Annotated in this window: 12 protein-coding genes; 9 read left to right on the forward strand and 3 right to left on the reverse strand. The window is 51.5% G+C overall.

What is annotated here, in order from left to right; genetic code table 11:
* The first annotated feature begins 160 nt into the window (after window positions 1–160).
* Window positions 161–823: a haloacid dehalogenase type II gene (locus PsAD5_RS19310; RefSeq protein WP_063293256.1), complete on the forward strand. Its 663-nt coding sequence runs from the start codon at window positions 161–163 to the stop codon at window positions 821–823.
* Between the two features lie 189 nt (window positions 824–1,012).
* Window positions 1,013–1,918 (forward strand): DMT family transporter, encoded by a 906-nt coding sequence (locus PsAD5_RS19315; protein WP_063293257.1) that lies wholly within the window; start codon window positions 1,013–1,015, stop codon window positions 1,916–1,918.
* Between the two features lie 75 nt (window positions 1,919–1,993).
* Here the strand turns inward: PsAD5_RS19315 and PsAD5_RS19320 are convergent, their stop codons facing one another.
* Both PsAD5_RS19320 and PsAD5_RS19325 read right to left on the reverse strand, forming a co-directional pair.
* Complete coding sequence (locus PsAD5_RS19320; RefSeq protein ID WP_063288149.1) at window positions 1,994–2,575, reverse strand: LOG family protein; 582 nt, start codon at window positions 2,573–2,575, stop codon at window positions 1,994–1,996.
* Between the two features lie 97 nt (window positions 2,576–2,672).
* Window positions 2,673–4,061, reverse strand: coding sequence for a dipeptidase (locus PsAD5_RS19325; RefSeq protein WP_063293258.1), 1,389 nt, complete (start codon window positions 4,059–4,061; stop codon window positions 2,673–2,675).
* A gap of 378 nt (window positions 4,062–4,439) precedes the next feature.
* Between PsAD5_RS19325 and PsAD5_RS19330 the strand changes: the two genes are divergently transcribed.
* The gene (locus PsAD5_RS19330) at window positions 4,440–4,829 is read left to right on the forward strand and encodes a DUF2780 domain-containing protein (protein ID WP_082597153.1); all 390 of its coding nucleotides are present in this window, start codon (window positions 4,440–4,442) and stop codon (window positions 4,827–4,829) included.
* A gap of 122 nt (window positions 4,830–4,951) precedes the next feature.
* Here PsAD5_RS19330 and PsAD5_RS28575 read toward each other — a convergent pair whose 3' ends face one another.
* Window positions 4,952–5,653, reverse strand: coding sequence for a LuxR C-terminal-related transcriptional regulator (locus tag PsAD5_RS28575; RefSeq protein WP_057465853.1), 702 nt, complete (start codon window positions 5,651–5,653; stop codon window positions 4,952–4,954).
* A 747-nt stretch (window positions 5,654–6,400) separates the two neighbouring features.
* Between PsAD5_RS28575 and PsAD5_RS19340 the strand changes: the two genes are divergently transcribed.
* From PsAD5_RS19340 to PsAD5_RS19365, 6 genes are all read left to right on the forward strand, one after another.
* A complete protein-coding gene (locus PsAD5_RS19340; RefSeq protein WP_208988704.1) occupies window positions 6,401–8,395 on the forward strand; it encodes a methylmalonyl-CoA mutase family protein in 1,995 nt (664 codons plus the stop codon).
* Window positions 8,395–10,560: a methylmalonyl-CoA mutase gene (gene scpA / locus PsAD5_RS19345; RefSeq protein WP_063293260.1), complete on the forward strand. Its 2,166-nt coding sequence runs from the start codon at window positions 8,395–8,397 to the stop codon at window positions 10,558–10,560. Before PsAD5_RS19340 ends, scpA begins: the two co-directional genes overlap by 1 nt.
* 305 nt (window positions 10,561–10,865) lie before the next feature.
* Window positions 10,866–11,717 carry an SDR family NAD(P)-dependent oxidoreductase gene (locus tag PsAD5_RS19350; protein WP_063293261.1) on the forward strand — a complete coding sequence of 284 codons (852 nt, stop codon included), beginning with the start codon at window positions 10,866–10,868 and terminating at the stop codon, window positions 11,715–11,717.
* A gap of 230 nt (window positions 11,718–11,947) precedes the next feature.
* Window positions 11,948–12,268, forward strand: a complete 321-nt coding sequence (locus PsAD5_RS19355) for a heavy metal-binding domain-containing protein (RefSeq protein WP_057465850.1) — start codon at window positions 11,948–11,950, stop codon at window positions 12,266–12,268.
* A 142-nt stretch (window positions 12,269–12,410) separates the two neighbouring features.
* The gene (gene meaB / locus PsAD5_RS19360) at window positions 12,411–13,409 is read left to right on the forward strand and encodes a methylmalonyl Co-A mutase-associated GTPase MeaB (protein ID WP_057465849.1); all 999 of its coding nucleotides are present in this window, start codon (window positions 12,411–12,413) and stop codon (window positions 13,407–13,409) included.
* A 19-nt stretch (window positions 13,410–13,428) separates the two neighbouring features.
* Entirely contained in the window at window positions 13,429–14,799 is a 1,371-nt protein-coding gene (locus PsAD5_RS19365; RefSeq protein ID WP_063288144.1) for a TIGR03808 family TAT-translocated repetitive protein, read from the forward strand.
* The last annotated feature ends 8 nt before the right edge of the window (window positions 14,800–14,807 follow it).

The raw sequence follows: 14,807 nt of genomic DNA on the forward strand, positions 1-14,807 counted from the left end.
GGAGTGAAATGTTGTTTTCATGGAACAATTGTTAAATTTTTGCGCCCAAAGCATAGGGGGCACGTATTTACCATGCCTTGACGAACACGCATGACATCGCTTTCTTAGAGGTATTGGAATTTGCCAATCTTGACGCTTGGTGCAAAGCCGGAGAGCAGAGATGAGCCACTCAGTTTATGTTTTTGATGCCTATGGAACTCTTTTTGACGTGCATGCTGCCGCCAGAAAACACATGGGTGCCGTGGGTCCTGAAGGCAAGAAACTCTCATCCATCTGGCGTGAGAAGCAGCTGGAATACTCCTGGGTTCGTTCTCTTATGGAGCAATATGTAGATTTCTGGGAGCTGACAGTTCAGGCTCTGGACACTGCATTTGCGCTTGTACCAGAAGCAAACAAGAGCGCACGCGATGAGCTGTTGGCCGCCTATTGGGAATTAGATTGCTATCCGGAAGTTCCTCAGCTGCTGAAAGATCTGCGTGAACGTGGTTCCAAGCTTGCGATCCTGTCAAACGCTCCTATGAAAATGATGGATGGCGCTCTTAAAAACGCTGGTATCACGGATTCCTTTGACGAGGTCTTCTCGGTTGATCCGGTGCAAACCTACAAGCCGCATCCAGATGTTTATGATCTTGTGACCACACATTTCCGTATGTATCCGGAAGCGATTTCATTCCAGTCCAGCAACCGCTGGGATATCGCAGGTGCAACAAAGTACGGTATGCGGACGGTCTGGATTAATCGCTCTCAGATGCCAGATGAATATACAGACCTGGCGCCATCTGCTGTTTTGAAAGACCTGAGTGGGCTTCCTGCGCTGGGTTGAACCTTGAGTGCACCTGACCCTGAATTGGCATAAACCTCATTACAGGCCTATTTTCTGTGGCCATCTGAGCTCAAACTCAGCTGGCTCAGCGAATAAACTTGCTCTTAGTCCGTGCAGGTTTCATATTTGTGGCGGCTTTGAGGCCAGAACCTATTTCAGAGTAGAAGCAATCGGCGTTACTTAGACTTCATGTTTCATGGATTTAAAAGTGGAGGCAAAGGCCACAAGCTTGTGAGCCTGATTGCATTGGGTTTGGGCGCCGTCTGCTTCGGAAGCATCCCGTATTTTGCAAAGATTGGCTTTGCCGCCGGCATCTCACCTGGCGCCGCAGTTCTCTTGCGTTACATTCTGCCAGCCGTGTTGCTTGCTCCGTACCTGCCACAAGCGCTTAAGTCCGGCCCAAGCAGCCGACATTATGTGCTGTTTGGTATGATTATGGGTCTTGGGGCATGGAGCTATTTTTATGCTCTGAGCATGCTACCGATCTATCTGGCAGCTAGTCTGTTCTTCTCCTATCCTGCGCTTCTGGTGATACTAAGAGCTCTTGGCGGCGAAAAATTGAGAAGCAGTGACAAGCTCACGCTTGGACTGGTGTTTGGCGCACTGCTGATCATCATTGCCTCAACACCTCTGCCTGATGTGGATTTTATCGCCGTTGCAATCGGATTGATTGGACCATTGTGCTATGGCGGCTTGCAGATGGTTAGCCGTAAAACGCCGAGTTACCTGCCTTCTCTGTCCATTGCTGCCTGTATTTTTGCCGGGGCGGTTTTGACAGCAGTTCCTTTTGCTCTTGTCGAACTCAAGGTGTGGCATGGTGAAGGTTCCATGCCGAGTACCCTGCCAATTCTAGGGCTGGCACTGATTGCAGGATTGTTGCCGCAGCTTTTGCTTGCCTATGGAAGTTCTGACAAGTCTGGCAGGAAAACGGCCTATACCACCGGCTTCATTGAGTTCGGACTGGCGATCCTGACAGGGTATTGGGTTTTTGCTGAACCTATAGGTATTGGGCAGGCCGTTGGCTTCGTCTTTTTGCTGGCTGCGCTTTACCTGACAAACGAACCTTCTCGCCTTCCACGATATCTGCAGGACTAAAGCATGCTGCGCTCATTTTCATTTGCGTAGCATGCTTTAATCAAGTGATATTCAGTCCTGCAGAGTGTCAAGCCATCAAGTTTCAGCGCGCGTGATCCACTTATGACCGATCGGCGCCTGATAGTTTTCAATCTGATCCAGCAGCTGGGTCGGATTGTCACCAACCAACAGCATCTCACGGTGTGTTTTCTTCATGAACGCTTCTTCTTCCATGAAGTCCAGAAATGCCAGCATGCGCCCGTAAAAACCGTTTGCGTTGTATAGACCACATGGCTTGTTGTGGTAGCCGAGCTGCCCCCATGTCCAAACCTCAAAGAGCTCTTCCATGGTGCCGATGCCGCCTGGCAGTGCCACAAACGCATCAGACAGATCAGCCATCATCGCTTTACGCTCGTGCATAGAACCGACAATGTGGAGATCCGTCAGAGATCTGTGTGCCAGTTCTTTTGCTGCAAGTGCTTCTGGCAAGACGCCAACGACTTCGCCACCGGCTTCCAGCGCTGCATTTGCAACGACACCCATCAATCCAACTTCAGCACCGCCATAAACGAGACGATTGCCGCGCTTTGCAATTTCGGTGCCCAAAACGCGGGCAGCAGCTTCATATTCCGGACGTTTCCCGATTGATGATCCGCAAAACACGCAGATAGATGCCATTTCAATTCTCCAGTCGGCTGAGCCCAAAATACAACTTCAATTCAAAGATGCTGGCTCTGAACTAGACAGTCCAGAGCCAGAAATTTTCAATGGCTTATTACTTCGCCAGCTCTTCCAGAACACGCGCCCAGGACCGGATGCCTTTGTGGAAGCTCTTCAGCTCGTACTTTTCGTTTGGTGAGTGGATCTGGTCTTCATCCAGACCGAAGCCGATCAGCAGGCTGTCCATGTCGAGCGTTCGCTTGAAGCTGCCAACAATCGGAATGGAACCACCGCAGCCAACCAAAGCCGCTGGCTTGTCCCACTCAGCAGTGAGCGCAGCGCGGCCTTTGGTCAGAGCTGGTGCATCAAAGTCCATGCGCAGCGCACGATCGCCGCCATGCGGGTGCAATTCCAGCTCAAAATCCGCCGGAGTTTTGGACTTGAGGTAAGAGTGGAATGCAGCTCTGATTTTCTCAGGATCCTGATCGCCTACCAGACGGAAGGAGATTTTTGCGTGTGCTTCTGCAGGGATAACCGTTTTGAAGCCCGCGCCGGTGTACCCGCCCCACAAGCCGTTTACCTCACAGGTTGGGCGTGCCCAGATCTGCTCCAAGCCAGAGCGGTCTTTTTCCCCGCCAAGATCCTTCAGGCCGATACCACCGAGGAACTCCTCAGTAGAGAAGCCAAGATTGTCCCACATTTTTTTGACATCTTCCGGCAGTTCCAGAACACCATCGTAGAACCCAGGAAGCGTGATGCGTCCGTTTTCATCGCGCAGGCCAGCAACCATATCAGAAAGGACGTGAAGCGGGTTGCGTGCTGCGCCCCCATACATACCAGAGTGAAGGTCTTTGCTTGGGCCCTTCAGGGTGATTTCTTCACCAACCAAACCACGCAGCATGACGGAGATTGCAGGAGTATCTTTGTCCCACATGGAGGTATCACAAACGAGTGCCAGATCCTTAGACAACTCTTCTTTGTTTGCATCCAGGAATGGCTGAAGGGATGGAGAACCGCTTTCTTCCTCACCTTCGAGCAGAACAGAGATGTTGATCGGAACATCACCAGATTCTTCAACCCAGGCGCGGACAGCTTCAACAAAGGTCATCAACTGGCCTTTGTCATCATTTGCCCCACGAGCGACGATCATTTTAGAGCCGTCTTCACGGGTAACAATCTGCGGATCAAACGGGTCTGCGTTCCAAAGCTCAATCGGGTCGACTGGCTGCACATCATAGTGACCATAAAACAGAACGTGTGGGCCCGGCTTTCCATCAGCAACACGATGACCAACAACCATTGGATGGCCAGTGGTGTCTCTGACCTCTGAAGGAATGCCAATTGCAGTCAGTTCTTTAGCCATCCATTCAGCAGCTTCGCGGCAATCCCTTTTATATTCAGGATCAGTAGAAATGCTTTTGATGCGCAGGAGGTCAAACAACCGATCGAGACTTTGATCCAAATTTTGGTCAATACGATCAAGGACTTTGTCGAGATTCGACATGGTTCATTCCTTTGTAGTGCAGGCTCGTGTGTATCACCTGTAAGATGGGATAGGACGCAGGTCACTGCGTAGATATGAGGCTGTTAGAAGCTCTAACATAATTTCCAAAGTCAAAGCTACGGCTTTGCCTTGGTAACCACTTGTAATTCCGCTGCACTGTTTAAGCGGGTCGGTTAAACTCTTTTAAGGTGCGTGAGCGATACTTTGAACAACGAAGGCACGTAAGAGGCCATGCGATACGGAATTTGAAGGAGACACACGGGATTAGGCCTGTTTTTTAGTGATGGTAACACAGAGTTGCTCTGCGCCTGTTTCGTTGTCTCTAACATTGCACCCAATGATCACTATATTAGATTCATTAGGGGACAGGAGATTACAATGCACGTACTTGTTGATCGCATTACCGAAAGAACCGGACTGGATCCTGAGAAGGCTCAACCTGCTGTTGGGATTATGTTGAACTTCATCGCCAAAAACAGCAGTAAAGAAGAAGTCGAGGCATTGCTTGAGGCCTTCCCTGCTGCAGAGGGATTTCTTGCAATCGATGAAGCCACTGAGAACAAGGGGCTTCTGGGCGGCCTTGCCAGCAAAATGAATGCTAGTGTCGGCGTATTGGCTGCCTTAAATGAGATGACCAGCCTTGGCCTCTCAGTTGAAGAAATTCAACAGGTCGCGAAAGAAACCGTTCAATATACCCGCGAAAAAGTTGGTCCAGAAATGACAGATGAAATTGTCGCCCGAGTGCCAGGACTTGCTGAAATTACATAGAAGCCTCTTGTGAGGTTCATCAGTCCTCACAAGTATGCGCCTTTGCATATAATTCAATCACGCAAAAAGCAGACGCATTTGAAATGAGCCTGCTTTTCACCAGTACTGAGAGAACGTTTTGGTCAGATTTTAATCTGCCCGTAACGCAATGCCTCAACCACAGTGTGGGTCTTATTTGATGCATTGAGCTTGGCACTTGCGTTTTGCAGGTGCGCATGAACCGTTCTTTGTGAAATCTCCAGAAGTTCTGCAATCTCATGGGCAGTTTTGCCCAGCGCAGTCAGTTCCAGAACACGACGTTCACGTGCAGACAGATCTCCTGGTCTTTGATCAGAGATCACACCCAGCTCAAACAAGCGCCGGAACGCTGCTGAGCACACAATTTCCAGTGATGCCAGATCATAAGGTTCAGCGGCAATTTGATGCCCTGCACCAACCACCATTGCCTGGAACGGATGAAGAGCATCCACCGGGATCACCATGACCCGCGCACCTTCACCAATTGCTGCAAAGAGCTCGGAGTTGCCCGTGTCCGTGCTGGACACTGACCAGACGACCGGACGATTGCCGGATAATCCCAACATCAACGCGCTGTCACCAGCACTCAGCGTTGTCCGCTCAACACCGCCGTTTCTTTCATCAGGCCATCTGAACCTATGAACCAAACTGTCAATTGTCCTGTTTGGCATAGGTAGACCTGTGATCAGGATATGGGACGCACCCAATCGCCTTAAATAGGACTCCACAATATCCAGAACCGGTTTCGCTGCCCGTGCTTCTGAAATCGCTTTTACCTTTGCTTCGATATCTGAAGTATCGTTCATTTGCCCTGCCTTCCCGTTTCTATCCGCCTGGCACTCGCTCGGGTGCTGCTGGATTGAAGACGCACTTGCCCACCTGACATACCGAAGGCATGCCAACTAACTTTCGCAAACCGATGGTTTGCGCAGGTAAATTCGAAAACTCTTCATTTTGAATGGTTATTCAGCGCAGGACTGCATCATCGCGGAGTTATGGCAGTTGCCTTATCTCATGCTCAGAAAATAAATTGCACGCCTGTTAATCGCTGTATTTTGTAGTTTGCTGGCAATTCTTTGAGTTGCCTCGCTTCTACAAGATGTAACCATCTCTTGTATTTTGCATTACTCTTAGACCACTTGTTATTACAGCAATCTCGGCAATACCGTCATTCTCATTTTCGGAGGTAGATCAACTGACCTCCAAGTATTCAGAGTACTTGTAAATAGTGGCCCCACTGTTGCCCCAGAAACGCATTACCCCAACAGTTTAACTAGGAGCTATTTCGCAGAAACTCCGAAATATCTATAGTAAGAGTACGAAACTACTGCTTAGCTCTCGGCAATAGTAACAGCGTTACATGCCCTAGGGTCAATTGCGACAAGTTTAGGATAAATTAAGCTAATGCGAAAACTGTCCAACCATTGTCACATCAGTAGTTCTGCAATTTACGCAGTGTTTGAGGCAGTTGTTTTCCAATCTCGTCCTAACGCATAGCTTGAAACCATCAAAGGTTCCTTCGTATAAAGTTATCAGAAGGACATGGGATGGACATGCAAAACATTGATTTTCCAAGCAATTTCCTAGAAGCGACGCACAGCGACTGGGAAGCATCTGCTCTGCGTGCCCTCAAAGGCGCGGCACTGGATGCATTAAACACACCAATTGCCGGCGGCCTTGAGAATAAGCCATTATACCAAGGGCGCACGGACAGTGCTCCACTGCAATTGAGGGAGCGCTCTCACCCTTGGAAGATCATTCAGAGAAGTGATCATCCCATCGTTTCCGAGGCCAACGCCCAGATGCTCGAAGACCTTGAGGGCGGTGCTGACAGCATCGAGCTGGTTCTTCCTGCCTCCCCGCGTGTTTTGAGTGGCGGACTGAGTGTTCAGCGCATAGATGATATGCTGAGGCTCCTTGAGGGGGTCAAACCTGACCTGATCGATTTCCGCCTTGAATGTGGTTATGAGGGCAGCGCAACACTCGCGTTGCTCGTTGAAGCCTGCAAGCGTTTGGGTATTGAGCTAAACCAGCTGACTGTTCATGGTGTTTCCGATCCGTTGAGTGTGTTTGTCAACTCCGGGCGGGTTCGTAACTCCTTTGAGCGGCTTGAGCTGCGTGCTCAGGATCTTGCGGGATACGCCCGCAACAACGGTATTCAGGGCAGCCTCTTGCGCGGTGACGGGCGTTGCTATCACGATGCGGGTGCCAACAGCGTTCAGGAACTTGGCCTCATCCTTTCCAGCCTGCTCTATTACATGCGTACGTTGGAAAAAGGCGGAGTGCCTGCTAAAGACCTTCCAACACATGTTTCGGCCTGCCTGAGTGCAAGTGCTGACCAGTTCGGCACCATCACCAAAGCCCGCGCGATGCGCCAGATCTGGTCTCGTTTGCTGGATGCTGCCCAGTTGCCATCCCTGCCGCTCCATCTTCATATGGAAACCAGCTGGCGGATGATGACCAAGCGCGATCCCTGGGTGAATATGCTGCGCACAACAGTTGCCGCGTTTGCTGCCGGGATTGGCGGTGCTGACAGCGTGAGCGTTCTTCCCTTCACAAGCGCTCTTGGTTTGCCGAATGCCTTCGCGCGGCGTATTGCGCGAAACACGCAGCTCATTTTAATTGAAGAAAGCAATCTGGCGCAGGTGAGCGATCCTGCTGCCGGAAGTGGTTTGGTTGAAGAGCGCACTGAAGACCTTGCCAATGCAGCTTGGTCGTATTTCCAGAAGATAGAGAAAGAAGGCGGGGTGCTTGCAGCACTGGCATCTGGCGTAATTCATTCTGATGTTACGACAGCCAGACGTGAAGAGGACAAGTTGATCGCAACAGGTCGTCATCCGTTGACCGGCACAAGCGCCTTCCCGAACCTTGGCGAGCTTGATGTTGACGTACTGAAAGCGGATGCTGACCAGATTGGTGAGATCGCAACACGCATGGATCTGCCAGAGCCAAGCACAGATGGGCAGTTGCTTGAGGCGGTTGCCAAAGCATTGACTGAGGGGGCCGGTCTTGTTGACATTCAGGCCAGCCGTAAGCAACTGGGTGACAATGATTGTCAGGCTCTGAAGCTTTCTCGTCTGGCGGCACCATTTGAAAACCTCCGGGACAAAGCCGAGGCTTTCCAGGAAACGCAAGGCAATCCGCCAAAGGTCTTTTTAGCAACGCTTGGACCGGTTGCTCAGCATACTGCTCGTGCAACATTTGCAACCAACTTTTATGCAACTGGCGGGTTTGTCAGCGGGGGTGGCAAGCAGTTTGACAGCCTTGATGACATGATCTCCTGTTTCCGTATCAGCGATGCCAAGGTTGTGTGTTTGTGCTCCTCTGACAAGGTTTACGAGGAACAAGCCGTTGCCGTTTTGAAACAACTGAAAGCTGCCGGTGCTAAACGCATTACGCTGGCCGGGCGTCCGAAGGATCTTCTTGCTGAGCTGACTGAGAATGGCCTTGATGGAACCATATACCAAGGCTGTGATATGCTTGCTGAACTGAAGACATGTTTTGAAGTGGTTGGCGTTTCGCTGGCTGATGAAGTGGAGGCAATTTGATGAGCTTGTTTCCTGACTACACCCAGATTGAATACAAAGACTGTGCCGTGTCGGCCTCCACTGATGCGCAAGCCACATGGAACACGCCAGAAGGTATTGCTGTTAAGCCTGCTTATGGTCCAGAAGATCTTAATGGTCTGACGCATCTGAACACCTGGCCGGGTTTGCCGCCGTATATGCGCGGGCCATACCCAACCATGTATGTGCAGCAGCCATGGACTGTGCGCCAGTATGCCGGGTTCTCGACTGCGGAAGATTCCAACGCCTTCTATCGTCGCAATCTGGCTGCTGGACAAAAAGGCCTTTCCATCGCGTTCGATCTGGCAACCCACCGCGGGTATGACAGTGATCACCCACGCGTTGCCGGTGATGTGGGCATGGCGGGTGTGGCCATTGACTCCATCTATGACATGCGCACGCTCTTTTCCGGCATTCCACTGGACAAGATGAGTGTGTCCATGACCATGAACGGTGCGGTTCTGCCCGTTATGGCGCTTTATGTGGTGGCTGCCGAAGAGCAAGGCGTGCCGTCTGAAAAGCTTTCCGGGACCATTCAGAATGACATTCTGAAAGAGTTCATGGTGCGGAATACCTATATTTATCCGCCCGTGCCTTCCATGCGTATCATCTCCGATATTTTTGCCTATACATCGGAAAATATGCCGAAATTCAACTCGATCTCCATTTCCGGTTATCACATGCAGGAAGCGGGTGCGACGGCTGATCTGGAGCTGGCCTTTACCATTGCGGATGGTATTGAATATGCCCGCGCTGGTGTGGCAGCAGGCATGGATATTGATGCTTTTGCCCCTCGCCTGTCCTTCTTCTGGGCGATTGGCATGAACTTCTTCATGGAAGTTGCCAAACTGCGTGCAGCACGCCTGATCTGGGCAAAGCTGATGCAGGAGAACTTCCAGCCGAAGAACCCGAAGAGCCTGTCGCTGCGGACACACTCGCAGACCTCCGGCTGGTCTTTGACAGCACAGGATGTGTTCAACAACGTCATCCGCACCACCGTTGAAGCTATGGCGGCGACACAGGGGCATACCCAGTCTCTGCATACCAACGCTTTGGATGAAGCTTTGGCGCTGCCTACGGACTTTTCCGCTCGGATTGCACGTAACACTCAGCTGTTCCTGCAGCAGGAAAGCGGTACCACCAAGACCATCGATCCATGGGGTGGCTCCTACTATGTTGAACGCTTGACCGCTGATCTGGCCTCCAAAGCACTGAAGCACATTGAAGAGATTGAAAGCCTTGGCGGTATGGCGAAAGCCATTGAGAAAGGCATTCCGAAGCTTCGCATTGAGGAAGCTGCTGCAAAAACGCAAGCCCGTATCGACAGCGGTCATCAGACTGTTGTGGGCGTGAACAAATTCCGCCCTGACCGTGAAGAAGAACTTGAAGTTCTGAAAGTGGACAATGAAGAGGTTCGCGCCAAGCAGATTGAGAAGCTGAAGCGTTTGCGTGAAGAACGCAACGAAGAGGAAACTCAGACCGCGCTTAAGGCTCTTGAGGATGCAGCTCGCTCTGGCGAAGGCAATCTGCTGGATCTTTGTGTGAAAGCCGCTCGTGTGAAAGCTTCTGTTGGTGAAATGTCTCTGGCAATGGAAAATGCGTTTGGTCGCCATAAAGCGGAAATCAAATCCATTGCTGGCGTTTATAAGCGCGAGGTTGGTGAAATGTCTGAGAGCATCTCCAAAATTGAGCAGCTGGTTGAGGCGTTTGAAGAAAATGACGGTCGCCGCCCGCGTATTCTTGTTGCCAAGATGGGACAGGATGGTCATGACCGTGGGCAGAAGGTGATCGCCTCTGCCTTTGCTGACCTTGGCTTCGATGTAGATATTGGCCCTTTGTTCGCCACACCTGAAGAAGCAGCCCGTCAGGCGGTTGAAAACGACGTACATATCGTTGGCGTTTCCTCCCTTGCCGCAGGTCACCTCACCCTCGTCCCTGCTTTGAAGAAAGCGCTGGCTGATGAGGGCCGCGAGGACATCATGATTGTTGTGGGCGGCGTTGTGCCTCCGCAGGATTATGATGAGCTTTATGCATCTGGTGCTTCCGCAATCTTCCCTCCGGGAACCGTAATCTCCGAGGCCGCTGAGGGACTCATCCACGAGCTCAATGGCAAGCTTGGCTACGAGCCACAGCAAGCGGCAGAGTGAAAGCCGATAGGCACTCTCGCGGTTGATGACCATTTATAGCTAAGCCTGAAGGCGAGACTTTTGTTCTCGCCTTCAGGCTCTTCAACATAGTTGAACCCTATCGGTGGATAGGCAAGTCAGCTATGCCCGAACACCTCCCCCAAAATTCGTTTTCTCCTGCTGCGCCAGATGGTCGTGACAGACCGGCTGTCAGATGCGTGCGATCTGTGCTGCAATGAACCCTTAATGAATAAAGCTCATACAGGTGAGGTAGAAAGAGCAGGTCTCTTTCCATAATAGAACTTCCAGTCATGAGGCGAACAACAATGTTTAAAGAAGCTCTTGAACTCGGTGGTTTAGCGGTCGTTACTGGTGCAGCAAGTGGTGTCGGCAAAGCATCTGCCCTTCGGTTTGCCCAACAGGGATTAGGCGTAGTTCTTGCAGATCTGCCCGGACCGCGACTTGAGGAAGCTGTAAAGGACGTTCGCGCTGTTGCTTCCAGTTCTGCGAGCGTGTTTGGTGTTCCCACAGATGTCTCTGATGAGAGCCAGGTGAAAGCCTTGGCCGACAAAGCCTTTCAAGCTGGTGAAGTGGCCGTTCTTATGAACAATGCCGGGATTGAAATTCCATCTTCAAGCTGGGATGAGATGGAGAATTGGCGGCAGCTCATCTCGGTCAATCTGTTTGGTGTAATCCACGGCGTTCATGCTTTCCTGCCGCGCATGGTGGACGCAAACCGCCCGTCTGTTGTGGTCAACACAGGCTCAAAACAAGGGATCACGACACCTCCCGGCAATCCTGCCTACAACACGACCAAGGCAGGCGTTAAAGTCATAAGTGAACAGCTTTGCCATGAGCTCAGAGAGGCAAATGCGCCTATTTCAGTGCACCTCTTTGTACTAGGCTTTACTCACACGGGTATAAACATGGCCCAATACCCGGATAAGCCGAAGGATGCGTGGACCAGCGAGCAAACGGTTGACTACTTCCTCCAGCGTATGGCTGAAGGTGACTTTTATATTCTGTGTCCCGACAATGCTGTAGACTCCAACACCGACAAGCTACGGATCGCCTGGGCAGCTGGTGATATTATCGAAAACCGTCCAGCTCTTTCACGTTGGCATCCAGACTATTGCGAAAAGTTTACCAGTTTCCAGAAAGCTGGGAAGATCAGGTAGTCCTGCATGACATACATGCCATCGCGAGTTTGCTGATGCTTGTTGGAGTTGTCTTACCAAAATTGCGGGCGCAAATTGCAAGCTCTGGAAATTTAAAGATCCTTTCCTACATGAGATAAGCGCCCATACGTTTTATGGGCTCGGGCACTTTGATCATAGCTTGTTGGTTTTGATTGAACGGATTGATGTGTGTCTGGCTGAGGGCCACGGCACGGATTTGAGGATGACATATGCTTACTACGACCACTAACACTCTCGATGGCAAAGAGATTTCCGACTACAAGGGAATTGTTCACGGTGAAGCAATTCTGGGTGCGAACGTCTTTAAAGACCTGTTTGCCGGTATTCGCGACATCGTCGGTGGTCGTTCCGGCGCCTATGAGGGTGAGCTGAAGAAAGCCCGCCAGATTGCACTGCATGAGATGACTGAGGAAGCGGCTCGCTATGGCGCAAATGCTGTGATTGGCATCGACATCGATTATGAGACTGTTGGCAGCAACGGTTCTATGCTGATGGTGACCGCAACCGGTACTGCTGTCACCTATCGCTAACGCGTTTTTCTTTGCGTATCCTTCCTGAAGAACTGGCGCAGGGTTCTGCTCTGCCCCACAACTTCTCCAAGTCGCTGACTTGCAAAGGGGCGTCATCTGTTCAAGGTTGGCAGGAGAGATTCTTCTGACCGGATTTATTTGAATGAATGCACGCCTCGCTTCTTCCAGAGACAACATTGATGATCTTGCCGAGCGGCTGCTGAATGGGCAGCGTGCTGCGCTTGCTCGTGGTATAACGCTTGTTGAATCCAAGAAGCCAGCGCATCGTGAGCAAGCCGAAGCGCTGCTGACCAAGGTGATGGGCTCCACCGGGAATGCATTCCGCATTGGTATCACTGGCGTTCCAGGCGTTGGCAAATCCACCACCATTGACACCTTTGGCTCCAATCTCACAGCAGCCGGGCACAAAGTGGCAGTGCTGGCTGTTGATCCATCTTCAACGCGCACTGGCGGTTCTATTTTGGGTGATAAGACCCGTATGGCCCAGTTGGCTATAGATCGTAATGCCTTCATCCGTCCTTCTCCTTCAGCCGGTACACTTGGCGGTGTTGCTGCCAAAACCCGCGAGAGCATGCTTTTGTGTGAGGCGGCTGGGTTTGATGTGATCCTGGTTGAGACTGTGGGCATCGGGCAGTCCGAGACGACCGTTGCGCAGATGGTTGATTTCTTTCTCGTGCTGATGCTGCCGGGTGCTGGGGATGAGCTGCAGGGGATCAAGAAGGGCGTGCTGGAGATTGCCGACCTTATTGCCGTGAACAAGGCAGAAGGTGACGGGCTGCTGCGGGCGCGGTCTGCGGCATCTGAGTATCGTGCCGCCCTCAATATTCTTGCACCGCGATCCAAGCACTGGTCTCCTCCAGTCCTGACGGTTTCCGGCCTTGCCAATGAAGGCCTTGATGAGGTGTGGGGACAGCTCGGCATCTTCAAAGAACGGATGCAGGCGAGCGGTGACTGGGACAGCAAACGTGCTGAACAGCAGCTTGCATGGATGTGGGGCTTGCTGAACGAGAAGCTTCAGGCGGCTTTGAAGGCAAACCCGGACATTCAAGCGGCGCTGCCTGATGTTGAAAGCGCGGTGAAATCCGGCAATCTGCCCGCAACGGCTGCGGCGAGTAAGCTGGCGAGCTTGTTCGGTATTTAAACCAGCGTTGGGGGACAAAATGACTGAGGATCAAGAGAGACTTTCACGACGTGCCCTTCTTGGTGCTGGTGTCATTGCCGGAACTGGAACGCTTGTGGCTGCTCAGGACGCGCAGGCGGCAATGCCTTTGAAGCCGGTGATTGTGGAGTTTCCTGCATCTCCTTTGCAGCAAGATATCTCTTACACACTGCAAGCCGCGATGAATGAGACCGCAGCGCAAGGGCAGATCCTTCAGCTTGGTGCTGGCAATTTCTTCTGTTCGAATCTCTCTCTGCCCAGTGGGCTGAGCTTGCGCGGCGTGCCCGGACATACACGTCTGGTGCTTAATGGAAGTGGCCCTCTTCTGCAGGGTATTCAGGCTGATCGTATTTGCCTGAGCGATCTTATTTTTGATGGCAATGCCCTCTCTCTTTCTGAAGAGGCTTCGGCGCTGCTGTGGTTTTCTCAGTGTGAGCGGCTTGTTCTCAATTCCTGCGAAATAACCAAGAGCAGCAAGTCTGGTCTGGTGCTGGAGCAGTGTTCAGGCTCTGTTATTGGTAACCACATACATGCAATCGAAGATGTTGCTCTTCTCAGCTACAATGCTAGTGCACTTCGGATTGAGGGGAATATCGTTTCTGATTGTGGCAATGGCGGTATTCTGGTGCATCGGTGGTCAGAAGGGCATGATGGCTCGATCATTGCGGGCAACCAAATCTCCAACATCGCGGCACGAAGTGGCGGGACTGGCCAGAATGGCAATGGCATCAATGTGTTTCGGGCGGATAATGTCACCATCTCCAACAACAAGGTGAGTGACTGCAAGTTCTCAGCAATCAGAGCCAATGCTGCGTCTAATGTTCAAGTGCTTGGCAACACCTGTCATCGTTCTGGCGAGGTGGCTTTGTTTGTCGAGTTCGGTTTTCAGGGCGCGATTGTCAGTAATAACCTGATTGAAACAGCGGCTAACGGGATTTCCATTACCAACTTCCGTGAGGGTGGTCGTCTGGCCGTGTGCTCCAACAATGTATTGCGCGACATTACTGGCACTGGGCCTTATGCGAAGGACAATCCAACCTTTGGGGTTGGTATTGCGGTTGAGGCAGATACCAGTGTGACTGGCAATGTTGTCGAGGATGCGCGGGTTATTGGCATTAATCTGGGTTGGGGGCCGTATATGCGTAATTTGATTGCAGCTCAAAATAATGTGCGCTCTGCCCCGGTTGGCATTGCCGTCAGCTTTGCAGCTGAAGGACAAATTGCGCTCATTTCCCAGAATATCATTGCAGACTGCGCCGTGAATATCGCTGGCTTCAAATGGGATGAACAGGTGAGCGGCGATCTGGCAGTTTCAACGGAGGATCTGCCACACTCCATTCGTGTGACAGACAATCTTGTCAGTGCAGTTTAGGTGAGGCG

It is taken from the genome of Pseudovibrio sp. Ad5, from assembly GCF_001623095.1.
GTDB lineage: Bacteria > Pseudomonadota > Alphaproteobacteria > Rhizobiales > Stappiaceae > Pseudovibrio.

Coding starts and splice junctions, on each gene's coding strand:
- PsAD5_RS28575 (WP_057465853.1), bottom strand. CDS start 5,653: ATGAACGATACTTCAGATATCGAAGCAAAGGTAAAAGCGATTTCAGAA.
- PsAD5_RS19330 (WP_082597153.1), top strand. CDS start 4,440: ATGCACGTACTTGTTGATCGCATTACCGAAAGAACCGGACTGGATCCT.
- PsAD5_RS19365 (WP_063288144.1), top strand. CDS start 13,429: ATGACTGAGGATCAAGAGAGACTTTCACGACGTGCCCTTCTTGGTGCT.
- PsAD5_RS19325 (WP_063293258.1), bottom strand. CDS start 4,061: ATGTCGAATCTCGACAAAGTCCTTGATCGTATTGACCAAAATTTGGAT.
- PsAD5_RS19315 (WP_063293257.1), top strand. CDS start 1,013: ATGTTTCATGGATTTAAAAGTGGAGGCAAAGGCCACAAGCTTGTGAGC.
- PsAD5_RS19350 (WP_063293261.1), top strand. CDS start 10,866: ATGTTTAAAGAAGCTCTTGAACTCGGTGGTTTAGCGGTCGTTACTGGT.
- PsAD5_RS19310 (WP_063293256.1), top strand. CDS start 161: ATGAGCCACTCAGTTTATGTTTTTGATGCCTATGGAACTCTTTTTGAC.
- PsAD5_RS19320 (WP_063288149.1), bottom strand. CDS start 2,575: ATGGCATCTATCTGCGTGTTTTGCGGATCATCAATCGGGAAACGTCCG.
- meaB (WP_057465849.1), top strand. CDS start 12,411: ATGAATGCACGCCTCGCTTCTTCCAGAGACAACATTGATGATCTTGCC.
- PsAD5_RS19340 (WP_208988704.1), top strand. CDS start 6,401: ATGCAAAACATTGATTTTCCAAGCAATTTCCTAGAAGCGACGCACAGC.
- scpA (WP_063293260.1), top strand. CDS start 8,395: ATGAGCTTGTTTCCTGACTACACCCAGATTGAATACAAAGACTGTGCC.
- PsAD5_RS19355 (WP_057465850.1), top strand. CDS start 11,948: ATGCTTACTACGACCACTAACACTCTCGATGGCAAAGAGATTTCCGAC.